Source organism: Bradyrhizobium sp. BR 10289 (assembly GCF_019455385.1).
Lineage (GTDB): Bacteria > Pseudomonadota > Alphaproteobacteria > Rhizobiales > Xanthobacteraceae > Bradyrhizobium.
This window is the reverse complement of the sequence record NZ_JACOFR010000042.1, coordinates 1-16,230: the sequence shown is the minus strand read 5'-3', so window position 1 is coordinate 16,230 and position 16,230 is coordinate 1. Positions and strand designations below refer to the sequence as shown.

The following is a 16,230-nucleotide window of genomic DNA, read 5'->3' as shown; positions in this document are numbered from 1 at the left end:
TCGTGACCAAAACCCTTGCCAGGACCGCTCTCGCCATCCTCGGAGGTTACCTCGGCACCTCCGCGTTCATTGCTGCGCTGGCCATGATTGCGGTGGCAACGGTGGGCATGGAACGGAGCGAGGCCGCGACGCTGGGCTCGATGCTGGGCTTCCTGATCTATCTCGGCGTCATCATCTGGTCGTTTGCCGAGCCGGCGCTGGTCCGCGTCGCGCTCTGGCTCGGTGGTGTCACGGCACTGAGCTTGGCTGTGGTTTTCCTGCTCCGCCCAGTCGCGTCCTAGACCATGGGGCCGACGTTCCGCGCATCGATGAACTGGTTGCACACCTGGTCCGGTGTCGTGCTCGGTTCGCTGCTATTCGCCATCTTCTGGATGGGAACGCTGTCGGTCTTCGACAAGGAGATCGACCGATGGATGATGCCGGCCTCGCGCCTCGCATTGCCGCCGGATTTCTCCTACGAGACGATGCGTCCTGCGTACCTGGCCGCGCTGGCGGCGAAATCACCCAGCGTGCTCCTGCTGGTTCCCAACCAGCGCAATCCGGTCATCACGGCGCTGTGGCGTGGGCCCGACGGGTCGTTCGCACAACACCTGTTCGATCCGGGGACGGGGGCCGAGCTACCGGATCAGGGCACGCTTGGCGGAAGCCGGTTCATTTACCCCTTCCACTACAGCCTGAACCTGAAGGTGCTGGGGCTCGGCTATTGGGTCGTCGGCCTGTGCGGCATGATGATGATGGTGCTGTGCGTGTCCGGCGTCGTGATCCACCGCAAGATATTCGTGGACTTCTTCACCTTCCGGCCCGAACGGAAGATCAGGCGGGCAACGCTCGACCTTCACAATGTCGCCGGCGTGCTCGGTCTTCCTTTTCACGTCGTCATCAGCGTGTCGGGACTCGTGATCCTGTTCTCGCTGTATTTTCCCAGCAGCATCTGGGCGGTCTACCGGCAGGATGCACGGCTGTTCGGGCGCGAAGCCTACGGCAGCTATGTGCGCCCGCCCGCCAAGCGTGCCGCCGATCTGATCTCGCTCGATGCGATCGTCGCCAAGGCCAAATCGGTCTGGGGGCAGGGGGAGCCGAACTATCTTTACGTCTTCAACCCGGGTGACAGCGCCAGCTACGTCCAGCTGAACCGCGCCTCCGCGGACGTCGTCAGCAATATCTCCTATGTGGCCTACGTCGATGGGACAACCGGCGAATTGCTGTCGGCAAGCAGGCCGGAGAAGCCGGCCGCGCTCACCCAGCGTTTCATCGCGGGCCTGCATTTCATCCAGTTCGAGCACTGGACTCTGCGATGGCTGTACTTCGTGCTCGGCCTTGCCGGATGCGTGCTGATCGCGACCGGACTGCTGTTCTGGGTCGAGTCCCGGCGCGACCGCCACCGCAGGCTTGGCCGTTCCGGAGCGCGGGTCGTCGAGGCCGTGACGGTCGCAAGCGTGACCGGGATCCTGATCGCGACGCTGGCCTTCATGGTGACGAATCGCGCCTTGCCTGCCGGTGCGTCGGTCTTGGGCGTCGAGCGCGGCGCGATCGAGGTCTCGGTCTTTCACCTGGCCTGGCTGCTCACATTGCTGCACGCATGGGCGTCCACAGGCCGCGCCTGGATTGGCCAGTGCTGGATGATTTCAGGCCTCGCTTCCCTCGCCGTGTTGCTCAATGCGGTCACGACCGGGGACCATCTGATCAAGACCATCGCTACTCCGCAGCTTTGGTCGGTCGCGGGGGTCGACGCCACGCTTCTGATCGCAGCCTTCATCGCCATCCGGGTTGCGCTTCGTCTGGCACGCGGTGCACGGCCCGACGCGGCCTCGTTGCAAGGGGCGGATCAGCGATGATCACGATGGCCCTGCTGCTTGCCGGGTGGGGCTTGCTGGCGGCGAGCCAGCCCAGGCAGTTCAACCGCCTCGTCCATCACGGTCGCCTTTCGAGCCGGGCCAGAACCGCGATGCGATCGCTTGGCGCAATCCTGCTGCTCGCCCCGCTCATGATCCTGATGCGCGCCGAGGGGCCGTCCTTTGGCCCGCTCGTCTGGGCGTGTCTGCTGAGCATCAGCGCGATGGCTGTCGCGCTGATGCTCGCGTGGTTGCCGGGGGCTAAGTCAGCGACCTAGCCTCTCCGAGCGGCAGACGGCAGCGCACATAAGTCCGTTCATCCGCGCGCAGCAGTGACAGCGACCCGCGGAGCGCACGCACGCGCTCATGCATGCCGGTCAGGCCATGTCCGAACACGTTGCCCTCGGGAAAGCCGCCGCCGTCATCGGAGATCTCGATGGCGAGCGTATCGCCGGAAATGACCACCTGCACATCGGCCGTGCTCGCCGCGGCATGGCGCAGCACGTTGGTCAGCGCTTCCTGGATCACGCGATAGACGGTCTGCGCCAGCGGACCGCCGATGGCGTTGAGGTCAGGGTCGACCGTTTCTGTCAGGCTGATCTGCGGCGCCTGGCGGCTAAAGTTCTGGAGCAGCGTCTGCACGCTGGCCGCAAGCCCCAGCTCCTCGATATAGAGCGGCCGCAACCGGTCCAGGATGCGGCGGTTGGTCTGCTGCAGCGCCTCGACCGACCGCATCATGTCCTGCATCGGCTTGCCGAGATTTCCCGCTTCCGGCACGGCTTCGCTCAGCGCGATCGAGCCGGCGCGGATGCTGAACAGCAGGGGGCCGAGCTCATCATGCAGCTCGCGCGCGAGAGCGCGCCGCTCTTCGTCCTGGAGCGACACGAGGCGATGCAGCAGGTCGCGATTGTCGTCACTCAATCGCGCAAGCGTGGCCGCCAGCGCGTTGGCCTCCTCGCAGCTCTGCCGGATCTCCGGCGGTCCGCCGACCGGAATCGGACCCGCGTAGTCGCCGCGCCGCATCCGAGTGAGCCCTTCGCCGAGCCGCTGTAGCGGATGCAAAACCGAGCCGGAAAATGCAAAGGCGGCGACGCCCGTCAGTGCCGTGAGCATCGCCATGAAGCCCGCCAGCGCAAGCAGGCCGATCCATTTCTCGAACAGGTCGGCCGACAGGTTGGGCAAGAACACGATGTCGCCGATATGCTTGCCATCGATGATCACAGGAGAGGCTGCATCCAGGTCCGGGATGGCAATCAAGTCGACGAACCATTGCGGCACGCCATGCACATTCCGCAGGCTGTCCCTGATGGAAGGCGTAGGACCCGCCTCCACGGAATGGAATTGGATATCCGAGGAGGTGCCCAGCGAACGGACAAATGCGTTGAGGACTTTATGCGGATCGTCCGAGGCCTGGAGGGCGTCGTTGAGCGCTATGGCGACGGTCCGGGTCGAGCGCCGGCCTGGCTCGTTCTCGTCCGCGAGTTGTCCCGTGGCGAAGGTCTGGAGCAGGACGCCGCCCATCGCCAGCGCAGCGAGAAAACTCAGGCCGAGCGGAAGGAACAGTTGGGTCCTGAAAGAAAGCCGTTGCCACATTAGGTCAATTCTAACGCGCATCGGCGTGAATTTCTCTTTCCATTTGTTCCCGCCGGTCTATGAGTCGAAGAACAAGAGAGCGCACGATGCAAGATACCGCCAAGCCGGCGACCAAAGTCCTGATCGTCGACGACCATCCCGTGGTGCTGTCGGGTTGCCGCACCCTTTTCGCATCCGACCAATCGATCCGTATTGACGAGGCGACCGACGCCAAATCCGGGCACCGCGCCTATGTCAGCAAGCGGCCGGATGTTACCGTGATCGACATCAGCCTGCCCGATGTCTCCGGCTTCGAATTGATGCGGCGAATCCGCAAGGACGATCCCGACGCCAAGATCATCATGTTCAGCATGAACGACGATCCGGCCTTCGTGGTGCGGGCGGTCGAGCTCGGCGCGCAGGGTTATGTTTCCAAGGGCGACGATCCCCGGATCCTGCTGAAAGCGGTGCGCAAGGTCGTCGCGGGCGACAATTTCATCTCGCCGCAACTCGCGGAGGCCGTGACGTTCTCCGGCGCCGCAATCAAGGCCAATCCGGCCTCGCAGATGACACCGCGGGAGCTCGAAATTCTGCGCCTGCTCGGCCGCGGCGACAAGATCGTCGAGGTCGCCGAGGCGCTCGGCATCTCCTACAAGACCGTCGCCAACACGACGTCGCTGCTCAAGCAGAAGCTGGGGGCGAAGAACCACTCCGACCTGATCCGGATCGCCGTGGAAATCGGGATGAACTGACCGAACCGGCTGCTCCAGGATGCAGCCGGTTCGGCAGGGCGGACCGGTCTCGGCGCGCAGCCGGGCAATGCATGGACGCTGCCGACACCGTCCGCCGACACAATGGGCCGGTACGGCATTCGTTCCCCGCAGCTCCGCAGATTTCGGGAAAACACGGCAATGTAGGCCGGCCTCCCGCCCAGATCCCCGCGCCGGGGGGCTGACGGGGTTTCGGGAAAAACAGGAACATCTTTCCGCTCTCGTCGTTTTCGCCCTTGACGATTTCGTGACGGCCGACGAAAGCTTGGCCGAACAGTTTGAGCGGGTCGCCACCTGCGTGAGCCAAACCGGTCTGCACACAACGACAGACCTTCCAAGAGAGGGGCTGCGGCATCGCCGCAGCCCCTTTTTCATAGGGCTGAATGCCGCCTAGAGGCGGTTTCCCGATGCTGCAAAACACTCTATGGTGGTTCAAAGCCTCCGGCTGTTGACAAGTAGTTTCATAAAATCAAAGGCTTATGGGTCAAGCTTCGGCGCGGCCGGCCTTTGGAGGGCAGTTTGACTCGTTATATCTCGACCCGGGGCGAAGCCCCCGAACTCGGCTTCTGCGACGTGATGCTGACCGGGCTTGCCCGCGACGGCGGCCTGTATGTGCCGGCGATCTGGCCGCAGCTCCCGGCGCAGGCCATCGCCGGCTTCTTCGGGCGTCCCTATTGGGAAGTCGCGGTCGACGTGATCCGTCCCTTCGCCGGCGGCGAGATTTCAGATGCCGAGCTCGGCCGCATGGCCAACGAGGCCTATGCCACCTTCCGCCATCCGGCCGTGGTGCCGCTGCGCCAGATGTCGCCGCACCAGTTCGTGCTGGAGCTGTTCCACGGTCCGACGCTCGCCTTCAAGGACGTGGCGATGCAGCTGATCTCGCGGCTGATGGACCACGTGCTGGCCAAGCGCGGCCAGCGCACCACCATCGTGGTCGCGACCTCGGGCGACACCGGCGGCGCGGCGGTCGAGGCCTTTGCGGGCCTCGAGAACGTCGATCTCATCGTGCTGTTCCCGCACGGCCGCATCTCCGAGGTGCAGCGGCGGATGATGACGACGACGGGCGCGGCCAATGTCCATGCGCTCGCCGTCGAAGGCAATTTCGACGACTGCCAGGCGCTCGTGAAGGGGATGTTCAATAACCACCGCTTCCGCGATGCGACCTCGCTGTCGGGCGTGAACTCCATCAACTGGGCCCGCATCGTTGCGCAAGTGGTCTACTACTTCACCTCCGCCGTCGCCGTCGGCGCGCCGGCGCGCGCCGTGGATTTCGTGGTGCCGACCGGCAATTTCGGCGACATCTTTGCCGGCTACGTCGCCAAGCGGATGGGCCTTCCCGTGCGCGCGCTGCGCATCGCCGCCAACGTCAACGACATCCTCGCCCGTACGCTCAAGACCGGCATCTACGAGGTGCGCGAGGTGCACGCCACCGCCTCGCCGTCGATGGACATCCAGATCTCCTCGAATTTCGAGCGGCTGATGTTCGAAGCCGGCAAGCGCGATGCCGCCGGCGTTCGCCGCCTGATGGAGCAGCTGAAGCAGTCGGGACGCTTCGTGCTGCCCGATGCGACGCTGGCCGCGATCCGCGAGGAGTTCGATGCCGGCCGCGCCGATGAGACCGAAACCGCCGCTGCGATCCGCGCCGCCTGGCGCGAGGCCGGCGAGCTGGTCGATCCTCACACCGCGGTTGCGCTCGCGGTCGCCGACCGCGACAGCACCGACACCACGGTGCCCAGCATCGTGCTCTCGACTGCTCATCCCGCCAAGTTCCCAGATGCTGTCGAAGCGGCCTGCGGCCAGCGGCCGCAACTGCCGGCCTGGCTCGACGGTCTCATGACCAAATCCGAACACATGAAGGTGATCAAGAACGATCAGGCCGAGGTCGAGCGGTTCGTGCTGTCGGTCAGCCGCGCCGCAAAACAGGGAGTTGCCGGATGAGCGTCGAGATCTCCAAGCTTGCCTCCGGCCTGACCGTCGTCACCGACAAGATGCCCCATCTCGAAACCGCCGCGCTCGGCGTCTGGGCCGGTGTCGGCGGCCGCGACGAGAAGCCGAACGAGCACGGCATCTCGCATCTGCTCGAACACATGGCGTTCAAGGGCACGACCAGGCGCTCCTCGCGCGAGATCGTCGAGGAGATCGAGGCGGTCGGCGGCGATCTCAATGCAGGCACCTCGACCGAGACCACCTCCTATTACGCGCGGGTCCTGAAGGCCGACGTGCCGCTCGCGCTCGACGTGCTTGCCGACATCCTCGCCAACCCCGCCTTCGAGCCCGATGAGCTCGAGCGCGAGAAGAACGTCATCGTGCAGGAGATCGGCGCGGCCCAGGACACGCCCGACGACGTCGTGTTCGAGCATCTCAACGAGCTCTGCTATCCCGACCAGCCGATGGGCCGCTCGCTGCTCGGCACCGCGAAAACGCTGCGCAGCTTCAATCGCGACATGCTGCGCGGCTATCTGTCGACGCATTATCGCGGCCCCGACATGGTGGTGGCCGCCGCTGGCGCAGTCGATCACGAACAGGTCGTTGCCGAGGTCGAGAAGCGATTTGCGAGCTTCGAGGGGACGGCCGGCCCGAAACCACAGCCCGCCATGTTCGGCAAGGGTGGCACCAAGGTGGTGCATCGCGAGCTCGAGCAGGCGCATCTGACGCTGGCGCTGGAAGGCGTGCCGCAGAACGACTTGTCGCTGTTTTCGCTTCAGGTTTTCACCAACGTTCTCGGCGGCGGAATGTCGTCGCGGCTGTTCCAGGAGGTCCGCGAGAAGCGTGGCCTCTGCTACTCGATCTACACGTTCCACGCGCCCTATAGCGATACCGGCTTCTTCGGGCTCTATACCGGCACCGATCCGGCCGATGCGCCGGAGATGATGGAGGTCGTGGTCGACATCATGAACGATTCGGTGGAGACCCTGACCGAGGCCGAGATCGCCCGCGCCAAGGCGCAGATGAAGGCAGGCCTGCTGATGGCGCTGGAGAGCTGCTCGTCCCGTGCCGAGCAGCTGGCCCGGCACGTGCTGGCCTATGGAAGGCCGCAGACGGTGGAGGAACTGGTGGCCCGGATCGACGCGGTCAGCGTCGAATCGACCCGGGACGCGGCGCGTGCACTGCTTTCGCGCAGCCGCCCTGCAGTTGTCGCATTAGGCAGTGGCAGGGGTCTGGACACGGCGGTGTCTTTTGCGGAAGGATTGACCCGGGCACGTGCCAAGGCGCGACTGCATTAGGAGCCGCGCGCGGGCTGATCTGCCCCGGGAAGCATCACCATGGCCCTGTTTCGCCTGCCGTCCAGTGGACCCGCCGCCCTCGCGCCGCGCGGCAATGGGTTGTTGCTGCGCGCACCGCAGATGTCGGACTTTCTGCAATGGGCGCATTTGCGCGAGTCCAGCCGCGATTATTTGACGCCCTGGGAGCCGATTTGGCCGTCGGACGACCTGACCCGGTCCGGTTTCCGCCGTCGGCTGCGGCGCTATTCCGAGGATATCGCCGCTGACCGCTCCTATCCTTTCCTGATTTTCCGCGAGCTCGACGGCGCCATGGTCGGCGGCATCACGCTCGCCAATGTCCGGCGCGGCATCGTGCAGGCCGGCACCATCGGCTACTGGATCGGCAAGCCCCATGCCCATCGCGGCTACATGACCGCCGCGCTGCGGGTGCTGCTGCCGACGCTGTTCGGCGAGCTCAATTTGCACCGCGTCGAGGCGGCCTGCATCCCCACCAATGCGCCCTCGATCCGGGTGCTGGAGAAGTGCGGCTTCTCCCGCGAAGGGCTGGCGCGCCGCTATCTCTGCATCAACGGGATCTGGCAGGACCATCTGCTGTTCGGTCTGCTGCACGAGGATTTCCGCGGCTGAGCCGGGCCTGCCCCACGGCCCAAGTCCGTCGTTTCCGTCCTGTTTCCTGCCTCGCTTTCCCGCCCTCTTTTCTCGCCTTGGGATCGCCGATTTTGGCGATATAACCCCGCTGGCCGGCCGGCGATCGGTCGGGATGTTGCCCATGGAGTACAGGCGTTCATGAACGAGCTTCGGTCATTGCGGAAGGCGTTGCTGCGAGGTCCTGTGATCGCGCTGGCGCTGTCGGTTTCGATCGCAGCCGTCTCGCCGGTCGCGGCGCAGTCGCTCACCGACCGCTTCAAGAGCCTGTTCGGCGGCAAGTCCGACGAACCGGCGCAACCCAAGCCGCCGCCTGCACCGGGACAGCCGGCCGAAGACGACCTCGATTGCCCGCAGGTGACGGTGCGCGCCGGCGCCTCAACCTATGCGGTCGGCGCCGCCGGTAAGCCGGCCGTCGGCAATGACATCCGCTTCCAGGCCTCGATCACCAAGATGGCGCGCGAATGCGCCCGTAGCGCCGAGGGCATCACGGCCCGGATCGGCATCCAGGGCCGCGTCATCGCCGGTCCCGCCGGCGCGCCTGCGACCGTCGAGGTGCCGTTGCGTATTGCCGTGGTGCAGGGCGGTGTCGGCGAGAAGGTGATTGCTTCGAAGGCCTACCGGACCACGGTCGAGATGTCGGAAGGCGGCAGCGTGCCCTTCACCTTCGTCGCCGAGGACCTGTCCTATCCGGTGCCCGCACCCGCGGTCGCCGATTCCTACGTCTTCTATGTCGGCTTCGACCCGCAGGCGCTGTCGCCGGAGCCGAAGGCGAAGCCGAGGAAGAAGTAGGGGCGAGGTGGCGCTGCAATCTCAACTGTCATTGCCCGCGAAGGCGGGCAATCCAGTATTCCAGAGGCGGCGGTGTGCGAGCCGAGAAGCCGCGGCGTACTGGATCACCCGCTTTCGCGGGTGATGACACCTGTGGTGTGGCTACACGCGCTCAACAAAAAAGCCGGCGCTGATCGCGCCGGCTTTTTGATAGGTGAGGCGTTCGCCCTCAGTTCAGCTTCTGCCGGACCTCGGTGATGCCCTTGGCGAGCAGATCGTCGGCGACCTGGCCCTTGACCGATTGCGACAGGATCGTCGAGGCGGCCTGGACGGCGGCTTCCGCGGCTGCGGCGCGGACATCGGCCAGCGCCTGGGCTTCGGCGAGCGCGATCTTGCTCTCCGCGGTCTTGGTGCGGCGGGCGACGAAGTCTTCCATCTTTGCCTTGGCCTCGGTCGCGATGCGCTCGGCTTCGGACTTGGCGTTGGCGATGATGTCGGCGGCCTCGCGCTCGGCGGTGGCACTGAGCGCCTTGTAGTCGGCGAGCACCTTGGCCGCTTCCTGCTTGAGGCGCGTGGCGTCGTCGAGCTCGGCCTTGATGCGCTCGGCGCGCTTGTCGAGCGCCGACATCGCCGACTTGAAGACCCCGAGATAGCCGAACAGGACCATCAGGATCACGAAGGCGATGGCGACCCAGGTTTCAGGATCGAAGAACATATCGACTAACCCTTCAAGGACGCGTCAACGGCAGCATTGACCGAGGCCGCATCCGGAACGACGCCGGCGAGCTGCTGCACGATCTGGCCTGCCGCATCGGCCGCGATGCCGCGGACGTTGCTCATGGCGGTGGTGCGCGTCGAGGCAATGGTCTTTTCCGCCTCGGCGAGCTTGGCCGCCAGTTGCTCTTCCAGGGCCTTGCGCTCGGCTTCCGCCTGCGCATTCGCCTTGTCACGGGATTCGTTGGCGATCGCCTGCGCTCGCGTGCGCGCCGAAGCGAGCTCGCTTTCATAGGCTTTCAGCGCGGCGTCGGACTGGTCCTTCAGCTTCTGCGCCTCGGCGAGGTCACCCTCGATCTTGTTCTGACGCGCCTCGATCGCACCGCCGACCTTCGGCAAAGCGAGCTTGGACACGATCACGTAGAGCAGGACGAAGAAGATCGCGAGCGACACCAGCTGCGAGGCAAAGGTGCTGCTCTCGAACGGCGGGAAGCCGCCGCTGTGATGACCGCCATCGGCTTCCGTGTGAGCGCCCGACGCCGGACCTTTCGCCCCGCCATGACTCTCGGCCATGGAGTACTCCTGTTGCTGTCACGCGCCGCTTCGGATGAAGCGGCGCGATGAGAAGTCGTTCTTCAGAAAACGAACAGCAGAAGCAGCGCGATCAGCAGCGAGAAGATGCCGAGTGCTTCGGTCACGGCGAAGCCGAAGATCAGGTTGCCGAACTGGCCCTGAGCAGCCGACGGATTGCGGACGGCCGCGGCGAGGTAGTTGCCGAAGATCACGCCGACGCCGACGCCCGCGCCGCCCATGCCGATGCACGCGATGCCCGCGCCGATAAGTTTTGCTGCTGCCGGATCCATTTTAGACTCCTTGGAAGAAAGATTGGGTTGTGGGTGGAAATTCCCCGGACCGCTCAGTGTCCCGGATGAATGGCGTCGTTGAGGTAGATGCAGGTCAGGATCGCGAACACATAGGCCTGCAGGAACGCGACCAGGATCTCGAGCGCGTACAGCGCGATGGTGAGCGCCAGCGGCAGCACGCCGCCGACCCAGCCGACGGCGCCGAGCGAGAAGCCGAGCATGGCGACGAAGCCCGCGAACACCTTCAGCGCGATGTGGCCGGCCAGCATGTTGGCGAACAGACGGATGCTGTGCGAGACCGGCCGCAGGAAGAACGACAGGATCTCGATGAACATCACCAGCGGCAGGATGTAGCCGGGGACACCGTGAGGGACGAAGATCGAGAAGAATTTCAGGCCGTTCTTGGCGACGCCGTAGATCAGCACCGTGAAGAAGACCAGGAGCGCCAGTCCGACGGTGACGATCAGATGGCTCGAGACCGTGAAGGTGTAGGGGATGATGCCGACCAGGTTCGAGACGCAGATGAACATGAACAGCGAGAAGATCAGCGGGAAGAACTTCATGCCTTCCGCGCCGGCCGTCGAACGGATGGTCGAGGCTACGAATTCGTAGGAGATCTCGGCGACCGATTGCAGGCGCCCGGGAACCAGCTGCGAGCCGCTGGCGAGCATCAGGAGCGCGATGATCGCGACCGCCACCAGCATGTAGAGCGACGAATTGGTGAAGGCGATCGTGTGATTGCCGATATGGCCCAGGGTGAAGAGAGGCTCGATGTTGAACTGGTGGATCGGATCGATTTTCATCAGCGCGGCATCTCTTGGTCTGCCGGGCGACGCCGGCGGGTCTCGGTCTGCCGGCCGGGCCGGCCCGTACCGGGAAGGCCGGTACGATCATTCCTCTCCTGTGCGGATCGCTTAAGAACCACCGCGCCTGTTCTGACCCGCGCCCGCCGATCTCACCACATTCACCACGCCGGCCACGAAGCCCAGCAGCAGGAATACGATAAATCCGAAGGGCGACGTCGACAGCAAGCGGTCGAACCCCCAGCCAATCCCCGCTCCGACAGCGACACCGGCGACCAACTCGGAGGATAACCGAAAACCAAGCGCCATCGCCGAGGCTCTGGCCGCTCCGTCTCCACCGTCACCTGCGGGTTGCTCGGTCTTGATCCGGCGGTCGCGAAATTCGGACAACCGCTGATCGAGACTTCCGAGCCGTTCGGAAAGCGCAGCTTCCTCGGGCGATCTATCGCGATCTCCATTCCCGCCGTGTCCCGTGCCATCTGTCATGCAACGAAGACCCGAAACGCTGCGGCTGAATGGAAATTACGCCCGCCACCCTCAAAAGCCGCGCGGACCATACTGATGGCCTATAATCAAGTCAAGCCAAGTCACGATTGCGTCGCTTTCTGTTATGTAATTGATTTATCTAACGATATTGGCGTGCGCGGCAGCGCCGCACACAGCGTGACGCCGCACCGCAGCAGCTCTTTCTATGATCGGCGAATGCGGCCGCCATTTTGTCCGTCTGGCGGGATCAAACGGGGATGCGGCATCGTTGATTTCGGTCGGGTGTTTTTGGCGGCGGATCGTCTCGCCCGGGTGTAGAATTGGAGAGCGCCACCTGATTGTCGTGGTGGGGAGTGCGATGCGACCAGCAAAATCATCCACAGCATCGTGGCTTGCGGCAGCGGCCCTCGTCGCGGCGACGGCGACCGGCGGCGGCCTCATGGCCGCGCAATCGGCGCCCGACAGCGACAACGGCCGCTACAGCATGACGCCGATTCCCGAGGGCGTGCTGCGGCTCGACACCCGCACCGGCACGATGTCGACCTGCACCAGGAACGGCGCGGGCTGGGCCTGCTACGCCGTGCCGGACGAGCGCGCCGCATTCGATGCCGAGATCGGCAGGCTCCAGGCAGAGGTCGAGAAGCTGAAGGAGCAGCTCGTGGCCGGCCCGACCGTGTCGGGCAAGATCGACGAGGCACTGCCGAAATCCGACCCGTTGAAGAAGACAGAGCCGAAGATGGCCGAGGGCGAGCGCAAGATCGAGATCCCGCTGCCGAGCGAGCAGGACATGGACCGCGTGATGTCGTTCCTGGAAAAGGCTTGGCGCCGATTGATCGACATGGCCAATCGCGTGCAGAAGGACGTGTCGGGGAAGATTTGACACGCGACGAACTGCCGTGGGGTGGGCAAAGGCGCAACGCGCCGTGCCCACGATCTCTTTATCGTCGCGAGGATTCGTGGGCACGCTTCGCTTTGCCCACCCTACGACACTTCCTGAGTTGAGAGACCTTTCATGACATCAGCCAAATCGATCACGCGCTCCGCACCGTCATCCGTGCAGGCCTCGACAATCATGTCGTCCCTGCTCACCGTGCAGACACACGGCCGCGGCTTCACCGATCTCACCAGCGAAGCCGCAAAATTCATCCATGAAGTTCACGGCCGCGACGGCGCGTTGACGCTGTTCATCCGTCACACCTCGGCGTCGCTGACGATCCAGGAAAATGCCGACCCTTCCGTGCTGGTCGATCTCGGCACGTCGCTGGCGAGGCTCGCGCCCGAGAATGCCGGGTGGACCCACGACACCGAAGGACCGGACGACATGCCCGCCCATATCAAGACGATGCTGACGCAGACCTCGCTTCAGGTGCCTGTCCTGAACGGCAGGCTCGCACTCGGCACCTGGCAGGCGATCTATCTGATCGAGCACCGCGCCCGCCCGCACCGGCGCGAGATCGTGCTGCAATTCATCGGCAGCAATCAGTAAGGCTGTCAAAGCAAAGCCGGCCGCGGATCGCTCCGCGGCCGGCTGCATGGACGCGCCGTGGTCGCGCGTCAGGTCTTGGTGATGTCGACGTCCTTGGTCTCGGGCACGAAGATCAGGCCGACGATGAAGGTCATCGACGCGATCGCGATCGGATACCAGAGGCCTGCGTAGATGTTGCCCGTCGCGGCGACCAGCGCGACCGCGATCGGCGGCAGCAGGCCACCGAACCAGCCATTGCCGATGTGGTAGGGCAGCGACATCGAGGTGTAGCGGATCCGCGTCGGGAACAGCTCGACGAGGGCGGCCGCGATCGGGCCGTACACCATGGTCACGAGGATCGCGAGGTAGGTCAGGACGATGATCAGCAGCGGCATGTTGATCGCGGCCGGATCAGCGCCCTTGATCGGGTAGCCGGCTTCGCCGACCGCAGCCGTCACGGCGCTCGTGAATGCGGTGCGGGCGGCCGCGAACGCCTTGGGATCGGCGCCGGTGCCGTTCACGGAGTCGAACGACTTGGAGCCGACGACGACCTTGGCGAGGCTGCCGGGGGCGGCGGGCTCCAGCTTGAAGTTCACCGACGATGCGATCAGCGCGTTGCGGGCGACGTCGCAGGAGCTGGTGAACACGCGGCCGCCGACTGGGTCGAACAGCACGTTGCAGTCCTTGGGGTCGGCGACCACCGAGACGGGCGCATTGGCCAGCGCTTTTTCGAGCGCCGGATTGGCGGCCGTCGTCAGCAGGCTGAAGGCGAAGTGATAGGTCAGGGCGCCGAGCAGGCAGCCGGCCAGGATGATCGGCTTGCGGCCGATCTTGTCCGAGAGCCAGCCGAAGAACAGGAAGCCGACGGTGGCAATTGCGAGTGCGATGATGAGCGCGATGTCGGCCGAGTTCGCGGGGACCTTGAGCGTGTTGACGAGGAAGACGCGTGCGTAGAATTGCCCGCCATACCAGATCACGGCCTGACCCGCGGTGAGGCCGAGCAGGGCGATCAGCGCGTATTTTCCGTTCTGCCAATTGCCGAAGGCTTCCGACAGGGGTGCCTTGGAGGCCTTGCCTTCGTCCTTCATCTTCTGGAACAGCGGCGATTCCGAGAGCTGCATGCGGATCCAGATCGAGATGCCGAGCAGCACGATCGACAGCAGATAGGGATAGCGCCAGCCACCCGAGAGGCTCGGATCGGCGAATGCGTCGGCGCTCATGCTGTTGCGGACGACGTAGACGACGAGCAGCGACATGAACAAGCCGATCGTCGCGGTGGTCTGAATCCAGGACGTGTAGAAGCCGCGCCGTCCCTGCGGTGCATGCTCGGCCACGTAGGTTGCCGCGCCGCCATATTCGCCGCCGAGGGCGAGACCTTGCAGCAGGCGCAGGCCGATCAGGATGGTCGGGGCCAGCCAGCCGATGGTCTGGTAGCCGGGCGTCAGGCCGACCAGGAAGGTCGACATGCCCATGATGGTGATGGTGACGAGGAAGGTGTATTTGCGGCCGACGAGATCGCCGACCCGGCCGAACACCAGCGCGCCGAGGGGACGAACCAGGAAGCCCGCCGAGAAGGTCAGCAGCGCGAAGATGAACTGGGTGTTGGCGTCGAAGGCCGAATAGAACGCCTTGCCGATCTGGGCTGCGGTCCATCCGTACAGGTAGAAATCGTACCATTCGAACACGGTACCGAGTGAAGATGCGAAGATGACCTTTTTCTCTTCACCGGTCATTCCCCGCGCCCCGACGCCGCCGGCGGCCGCTGCCATTGTCATAGTTGTCTCCCAGAAATGCGTTTCCTCGCGCCCCAGATGTCTGGCCATGCCGGATCAACCTGGGTCTTGCTCACAAGGTAACATCGGCGTGAAACTCGCCCCAATACGACTTTCGTCCTTCCGCACTGACGCGCAGCTGACAGTGCGGACCTATAGTGCAGTGTCGTGGCGCGGGACCGCGGATTAACCCCCTTCCCGCAAAGGAATAATGTGCCCTTGCATGCCACCGGCGGTCGGGGAAGAATTGACCATTGCGCCGGTCCGGACTACTGGCCGGGTGACGAACGACAGCAAGAGAACGATGAACGCTCCCTCGACTCATCTCGTCATTGCCGATGACCATCCCCTGTTCCGCGATGCGCTGCGGCAAGCGGTGGCTGGTGTCCTGACCTCGGCCAGGATCGACGAGGCCGGATCGTTCGAGGATCTGACCAGGCTTTTGGAGCAGACCTCCGACGTCGACCTGGTCCTGCTCGACCTCTCGATGCCCGGGATCTCGGGCTTCTCCGGCCTGATCTATCTGCGCGCGCAATATCCGGCGATCCCGGTGGTGATCGTCTCGGCCTCCGACGACAGCGCTACGATCCGCCGCTCGCTCGACTTCGGTGCTTCCGGTTTCATCCCGAAGCGCTTCGGCGTCGAGACCTTGCGCGATGCCATCCTCAAGGTGATGGAAGGCGACGTCTGGGTTCCCGCCGACACCGACCTCTCGGCCGCCGCGGACCCTGACATGACAAAGCTGCGCGACCGCCTGGTCACGCTGACGCCGCAGCAGGTGCGGGTGCTGATGATGCTGTCGGAGGGACTGCTCAACAAGCAGATCGCCTATGAGCTCGGCGTCTCCGAGGCCACCATCAAGGCGCACGTCTCGGCCATCCTGCAAAAGCTCGGCGTCGAGAGCCGCACGCAGGCCGTGATCGCCGCCGCGAAGATCGCCGGCGGCCAATGGAAGCAGGGCACCCCGACGGGGTAGTTTCACGGCACTACCAAATCCGTCATCCTGAGGAGCTCGCCTCTTCGGCGAGCCTCGAAGGATGAACGGCCCGGGTGGCACCTCGGCCGTTCATCCTTCGAGGCTCCCGGCGCGATGCCGTCGCATCGCGCCACTCGCACCTCAGGATGACGGAATCGATATGGTGACGTCCGGGCTACGAAGGCTCGAACTGCCCGACGGGCAAAACACCTCCGGCGCTGTCAAGCCGTCTCACCGAAAATATTCCAATTTACCGAAATTCGGATTTGTCGTAAGTATCGACCATCCCGGCTCGATCTTGAGGGGCGATCGCGCGTCGTCACGTATCGCGGGCTGG

General features: G+C 64.6%; 19 protein-coding genes. 12 read left to right on the top strand and 7 right to left on the bottom strand.

What is annotated here, in order from left to right; all coding sequences use genetic code 11:
* Window positions 1–2 precede the first annotated feature (2 nt).
* The 3 genes from HYH08_RS36585 to HYH08_RS36575 are packed head-to-tail and all read left to right on the top strand — an operon-like array spanning window position 3 to window position 2,110.
* On the top strand, window positions 3–281 hold the full coding sequence (locus tag HYH08_RS36585) for a hypothetical protein (protein ID WP_220014676.1): 279 nt from the start codon (window positions 3–5) through the stop codon (window positions 279–281).
* 27 nt (window positions 282–308) lie between these two features.
* Window positions 309–1,835, top strand: a complete 1,527-nt coding sequence (locus HYH08_RS36580; protein WP_220014674.1) for a PepSY-associated TM helix domain-containing protein — start codon at window positions 309–311, stop codon at window positions 1,833–1,835.
* The gene (locus HYH08_RS36575; RefSeq protein WP_220014673.1) at window positions 1,832–2,110 is read left to right on the top strand and encodes a DUF3325 family protein; all 279 of its coding nucleotides are present in this window, start codon (window positions 1,832–1,834) and stop codon (window positions 2,108–2,110) included. Before HYH08_RS36580 ends, HYH08_RS36575 begins: the two co-directional genes overlap by 4 nt.
* Here HYH08_RS36575 and HYH08_RS36570 read toward each other — a convergent pair.
* Window positions 2,094–3,425: a histidine kinase gene (locus HYH08_RS36570; RefSeq protein WP_220014670.1), complete on the bottom strand. Its 1,332-nt coding sequence runs from the start codon at window positions 3,423–3,425 to the stop codon at window positions 2,094–2,096. The genes HYH08_RS36575 and HYH08_RS36570 overlap by 17 nt on opposite strands.
* Window positions 3,426–3,511: 86 nt before the next feature.
* On the opposite strand from HYH08_RS36570, the gene HYH08_RS36565 reads away from it, so the two are divergent.
* The 5 genes from HYH08_RS36565 (at window position 3,512) to HYH08_RS36545 (ending at window position 8,835) form a co-directional block, all read left to right on the top strand.
* Window positions 3,512–4,156: a response regulator transcription factor gene (locus HYH08_RS36565; RefSeq protein WP_220014669.1), complete on the top strand. Its 645-nt coding sequence runs from the start codon at window positions 3,512–3,514 to the stop codon at window positions 4,154–4,156.
* A gap of 537 nt (window positions 4,157–4,693) precedes the next feature.
* Window positions 4,694–6,112, top strand: coding sequence for a threonine synthase (thrC, locus tag HYH08_RS36560; RefSeq protein ID WP_220014668.1), 1,419 nt, complete (start codon window positions 4,694–4,696; stop codon window positions 6,110–6,112).
* On the top strand, window positions 6,109–7,398 hold the full coding sequence (locus HYH08_RS36555; RefSeq protein ID WP_220014667.1) for a M16 family metallopeptidase: 1,290 nt from the start codon (window positions 6,109–6,111) through the stop codon (window positions 7,396–7,398). Before thrC ends, HYH08_RS36555 begins: the two co-directional genes overlap by 4 nt.
* A gap of 39 nt (window positions 7,399–7,437) precedes the next feature.
* Window positions 7,438–8,025, top strand: coding sequence for a GNAT family N-acetyltransferase (locus HYH08_RS36550; RefSeq protein ID WP_220014666.1), 588 nt, complete (start codon window positions 7,438–7,440; stop codon window positions 8,023–8,025).
* A 159-nt stretch (window positions 8,026–8,184) separates the two neighbouring features.
* A complete protein-coding gene (locus tag HYH08_RS36545) occupies window positions 8,185–8,835 on the top strand; it encodes a hypothetical protein (RefSeq protein ID WP_220014665.1) in 651 nt (216 codons plus the stop codon).
* Between the two features lie 208 nt (window positions 8,836–9,043).
* Here the strand turns inward: HYH08_RS36545 and HYH08_RS36540 are convergent, their stop codons facing one another.
* From HYH08_RS36540 to HYH08_RS36520, 5 genes are all read right to left on the bottom strand, one after another.
* Complete coding sequence (locus HYH08_RS36540) at window positions 9,044–9,529, bottom strand: F0F1 ATP synthase subunit B family protein (protein ID WP_220014664.1); 486 nt, start codon at window positions 9,527–9,529, stop codon at window positions 9,044–9,046.
* 5 nt (window positions 9,530–9,534) lie between these two features.
* On the bottom strand, window positions 9,535–10,101 hold the full coding sequence (locus HYH08_RS36535; protein ID WP_220014663.1) for a F0F1 ATP synthase subunit B: 567 nt from the start codon (window positions 10,099–10,101) through the stop codon (window positions 9,535–9,537).
* 62 nt (window positions 10,102–10,163) lie between these two features.
* The gene (locus tag HYH08_RS36530) at window positions 10,164–10,391 is read right to left on the bottom strand and encodes a F0F1 ATP synthase subunit C (protein WP_018643436.1); all 228 of its coding nucleotides are present in this window, start codon (window positions 10,389–10,391) and stop codon (window positions 10,164–10,166) included.
* A 53-nt stretch (window positions 10,392–10,444) separates the two neighbouring features.
* On the bottom strand, window positions 10,445–11,194 hold the full coding sequence (locus tag HYH08_RS36525) for a F0F1 ATP synthase subunit A (protein ID WP_220014662.1): 750 nt from the start codon (window positions 11,192–11,194) through the stop codon (window positions 10,445–10,447).
* Window positions 11,195–11,305: 111 nt separating this feature from the next.
* The gene (locus HYH08_RS36520) at window positions 11,306–11,680 is read right to left on the bottom strand and encodes an AtpZ/AtpI family protein (RefSeq protein ID WP_220014661.1); all 375 of its coding nucleotides are present in this window, start codon (window positions 11,678–11,680) and stop codon (window positions 11,306–11,308) included.
* 75 nt (window positions 11,681–11,755) lie between these two features.
* On the opposite strand from HYH08_RS36520, the gene HYH08_RS36515 reads away from it, so the two are divergent.
* From HYH08_RS36515 to HYH08_RS36505, 3 genes are all read left to right on the top strand, one after another.
* Window positions 11,756–11,998 carry a hypothetical protein gene (locus HYH08_RS36515; protein WP_220014660.1) on the top strand — a complete coding sequence of 81 codons (243 nt, stop codon included), beginning with the start codon at window positions 11,756–11,758 and terminating at the stop codon, window positions 11,996–11,998.
* 40 nt (window positions 11,999–12,038) lie between these two features.
* On the top strand, window positions 12,039–12,560 hold the full coding sequence (locus HYH08_RS36510) for a hypothetical protein (protein WP_220014659.1): 522 nt from the start codon (window positions 12,039–12,041) through the stop codon (window positions 12,558–12,560).
* A gap of 132 nt (window positions 12,561–12,692) precedes the next feature.
* Window positions 12,693–13,166 (top strand): secondary thiamine-phosphate synthase enzyme YjbQ, encoded by a 474-nt coding sequence (locus HYH08_RS36505; RefSeq protein WP_220014658.1) that lies wholly within the window; start codon window positions 12,693–12,695, stop codon window positions 13,164–13,166.
* Window positions 13,167–13,234: 68 nt separating this feature from the next.
* Here HYH08_RS36505 and HYH08_RS36500 read toward each other — a convergent pair whose 3' ends face one another.
* Window positions 13,235–14,920, bottom strand: coding sequence for an MFS transporter (locus HYH08_RS36500; RefSeq protein WP_220014657.1), 1,686 nt, complete (start codon window positions 14,918–14,920; stop codon window positions 13,235–13,237).
* A 301-nt stretch (window positions 14,921–15,221) separates the two neighbouring features.
* Between HYH08_RS36500 and HYH08_RS36495 the strand changes: the two genes are divergently transcribed.
* Window positions 15,222–15,893 carry a response regulator transcription factor gene (locus HYH08_RS36495; protein WP_220014656.1) on the top strand — a complete coding sequence of 224 codons (672 nt, stop codon included), beginning with the start codon at window positions 15,222–15,224 and terminating at the stop codon, window positions 15,891–15,893.
* Window positions 15,894–16,230 lie beyond the last annotated feature (337 nt).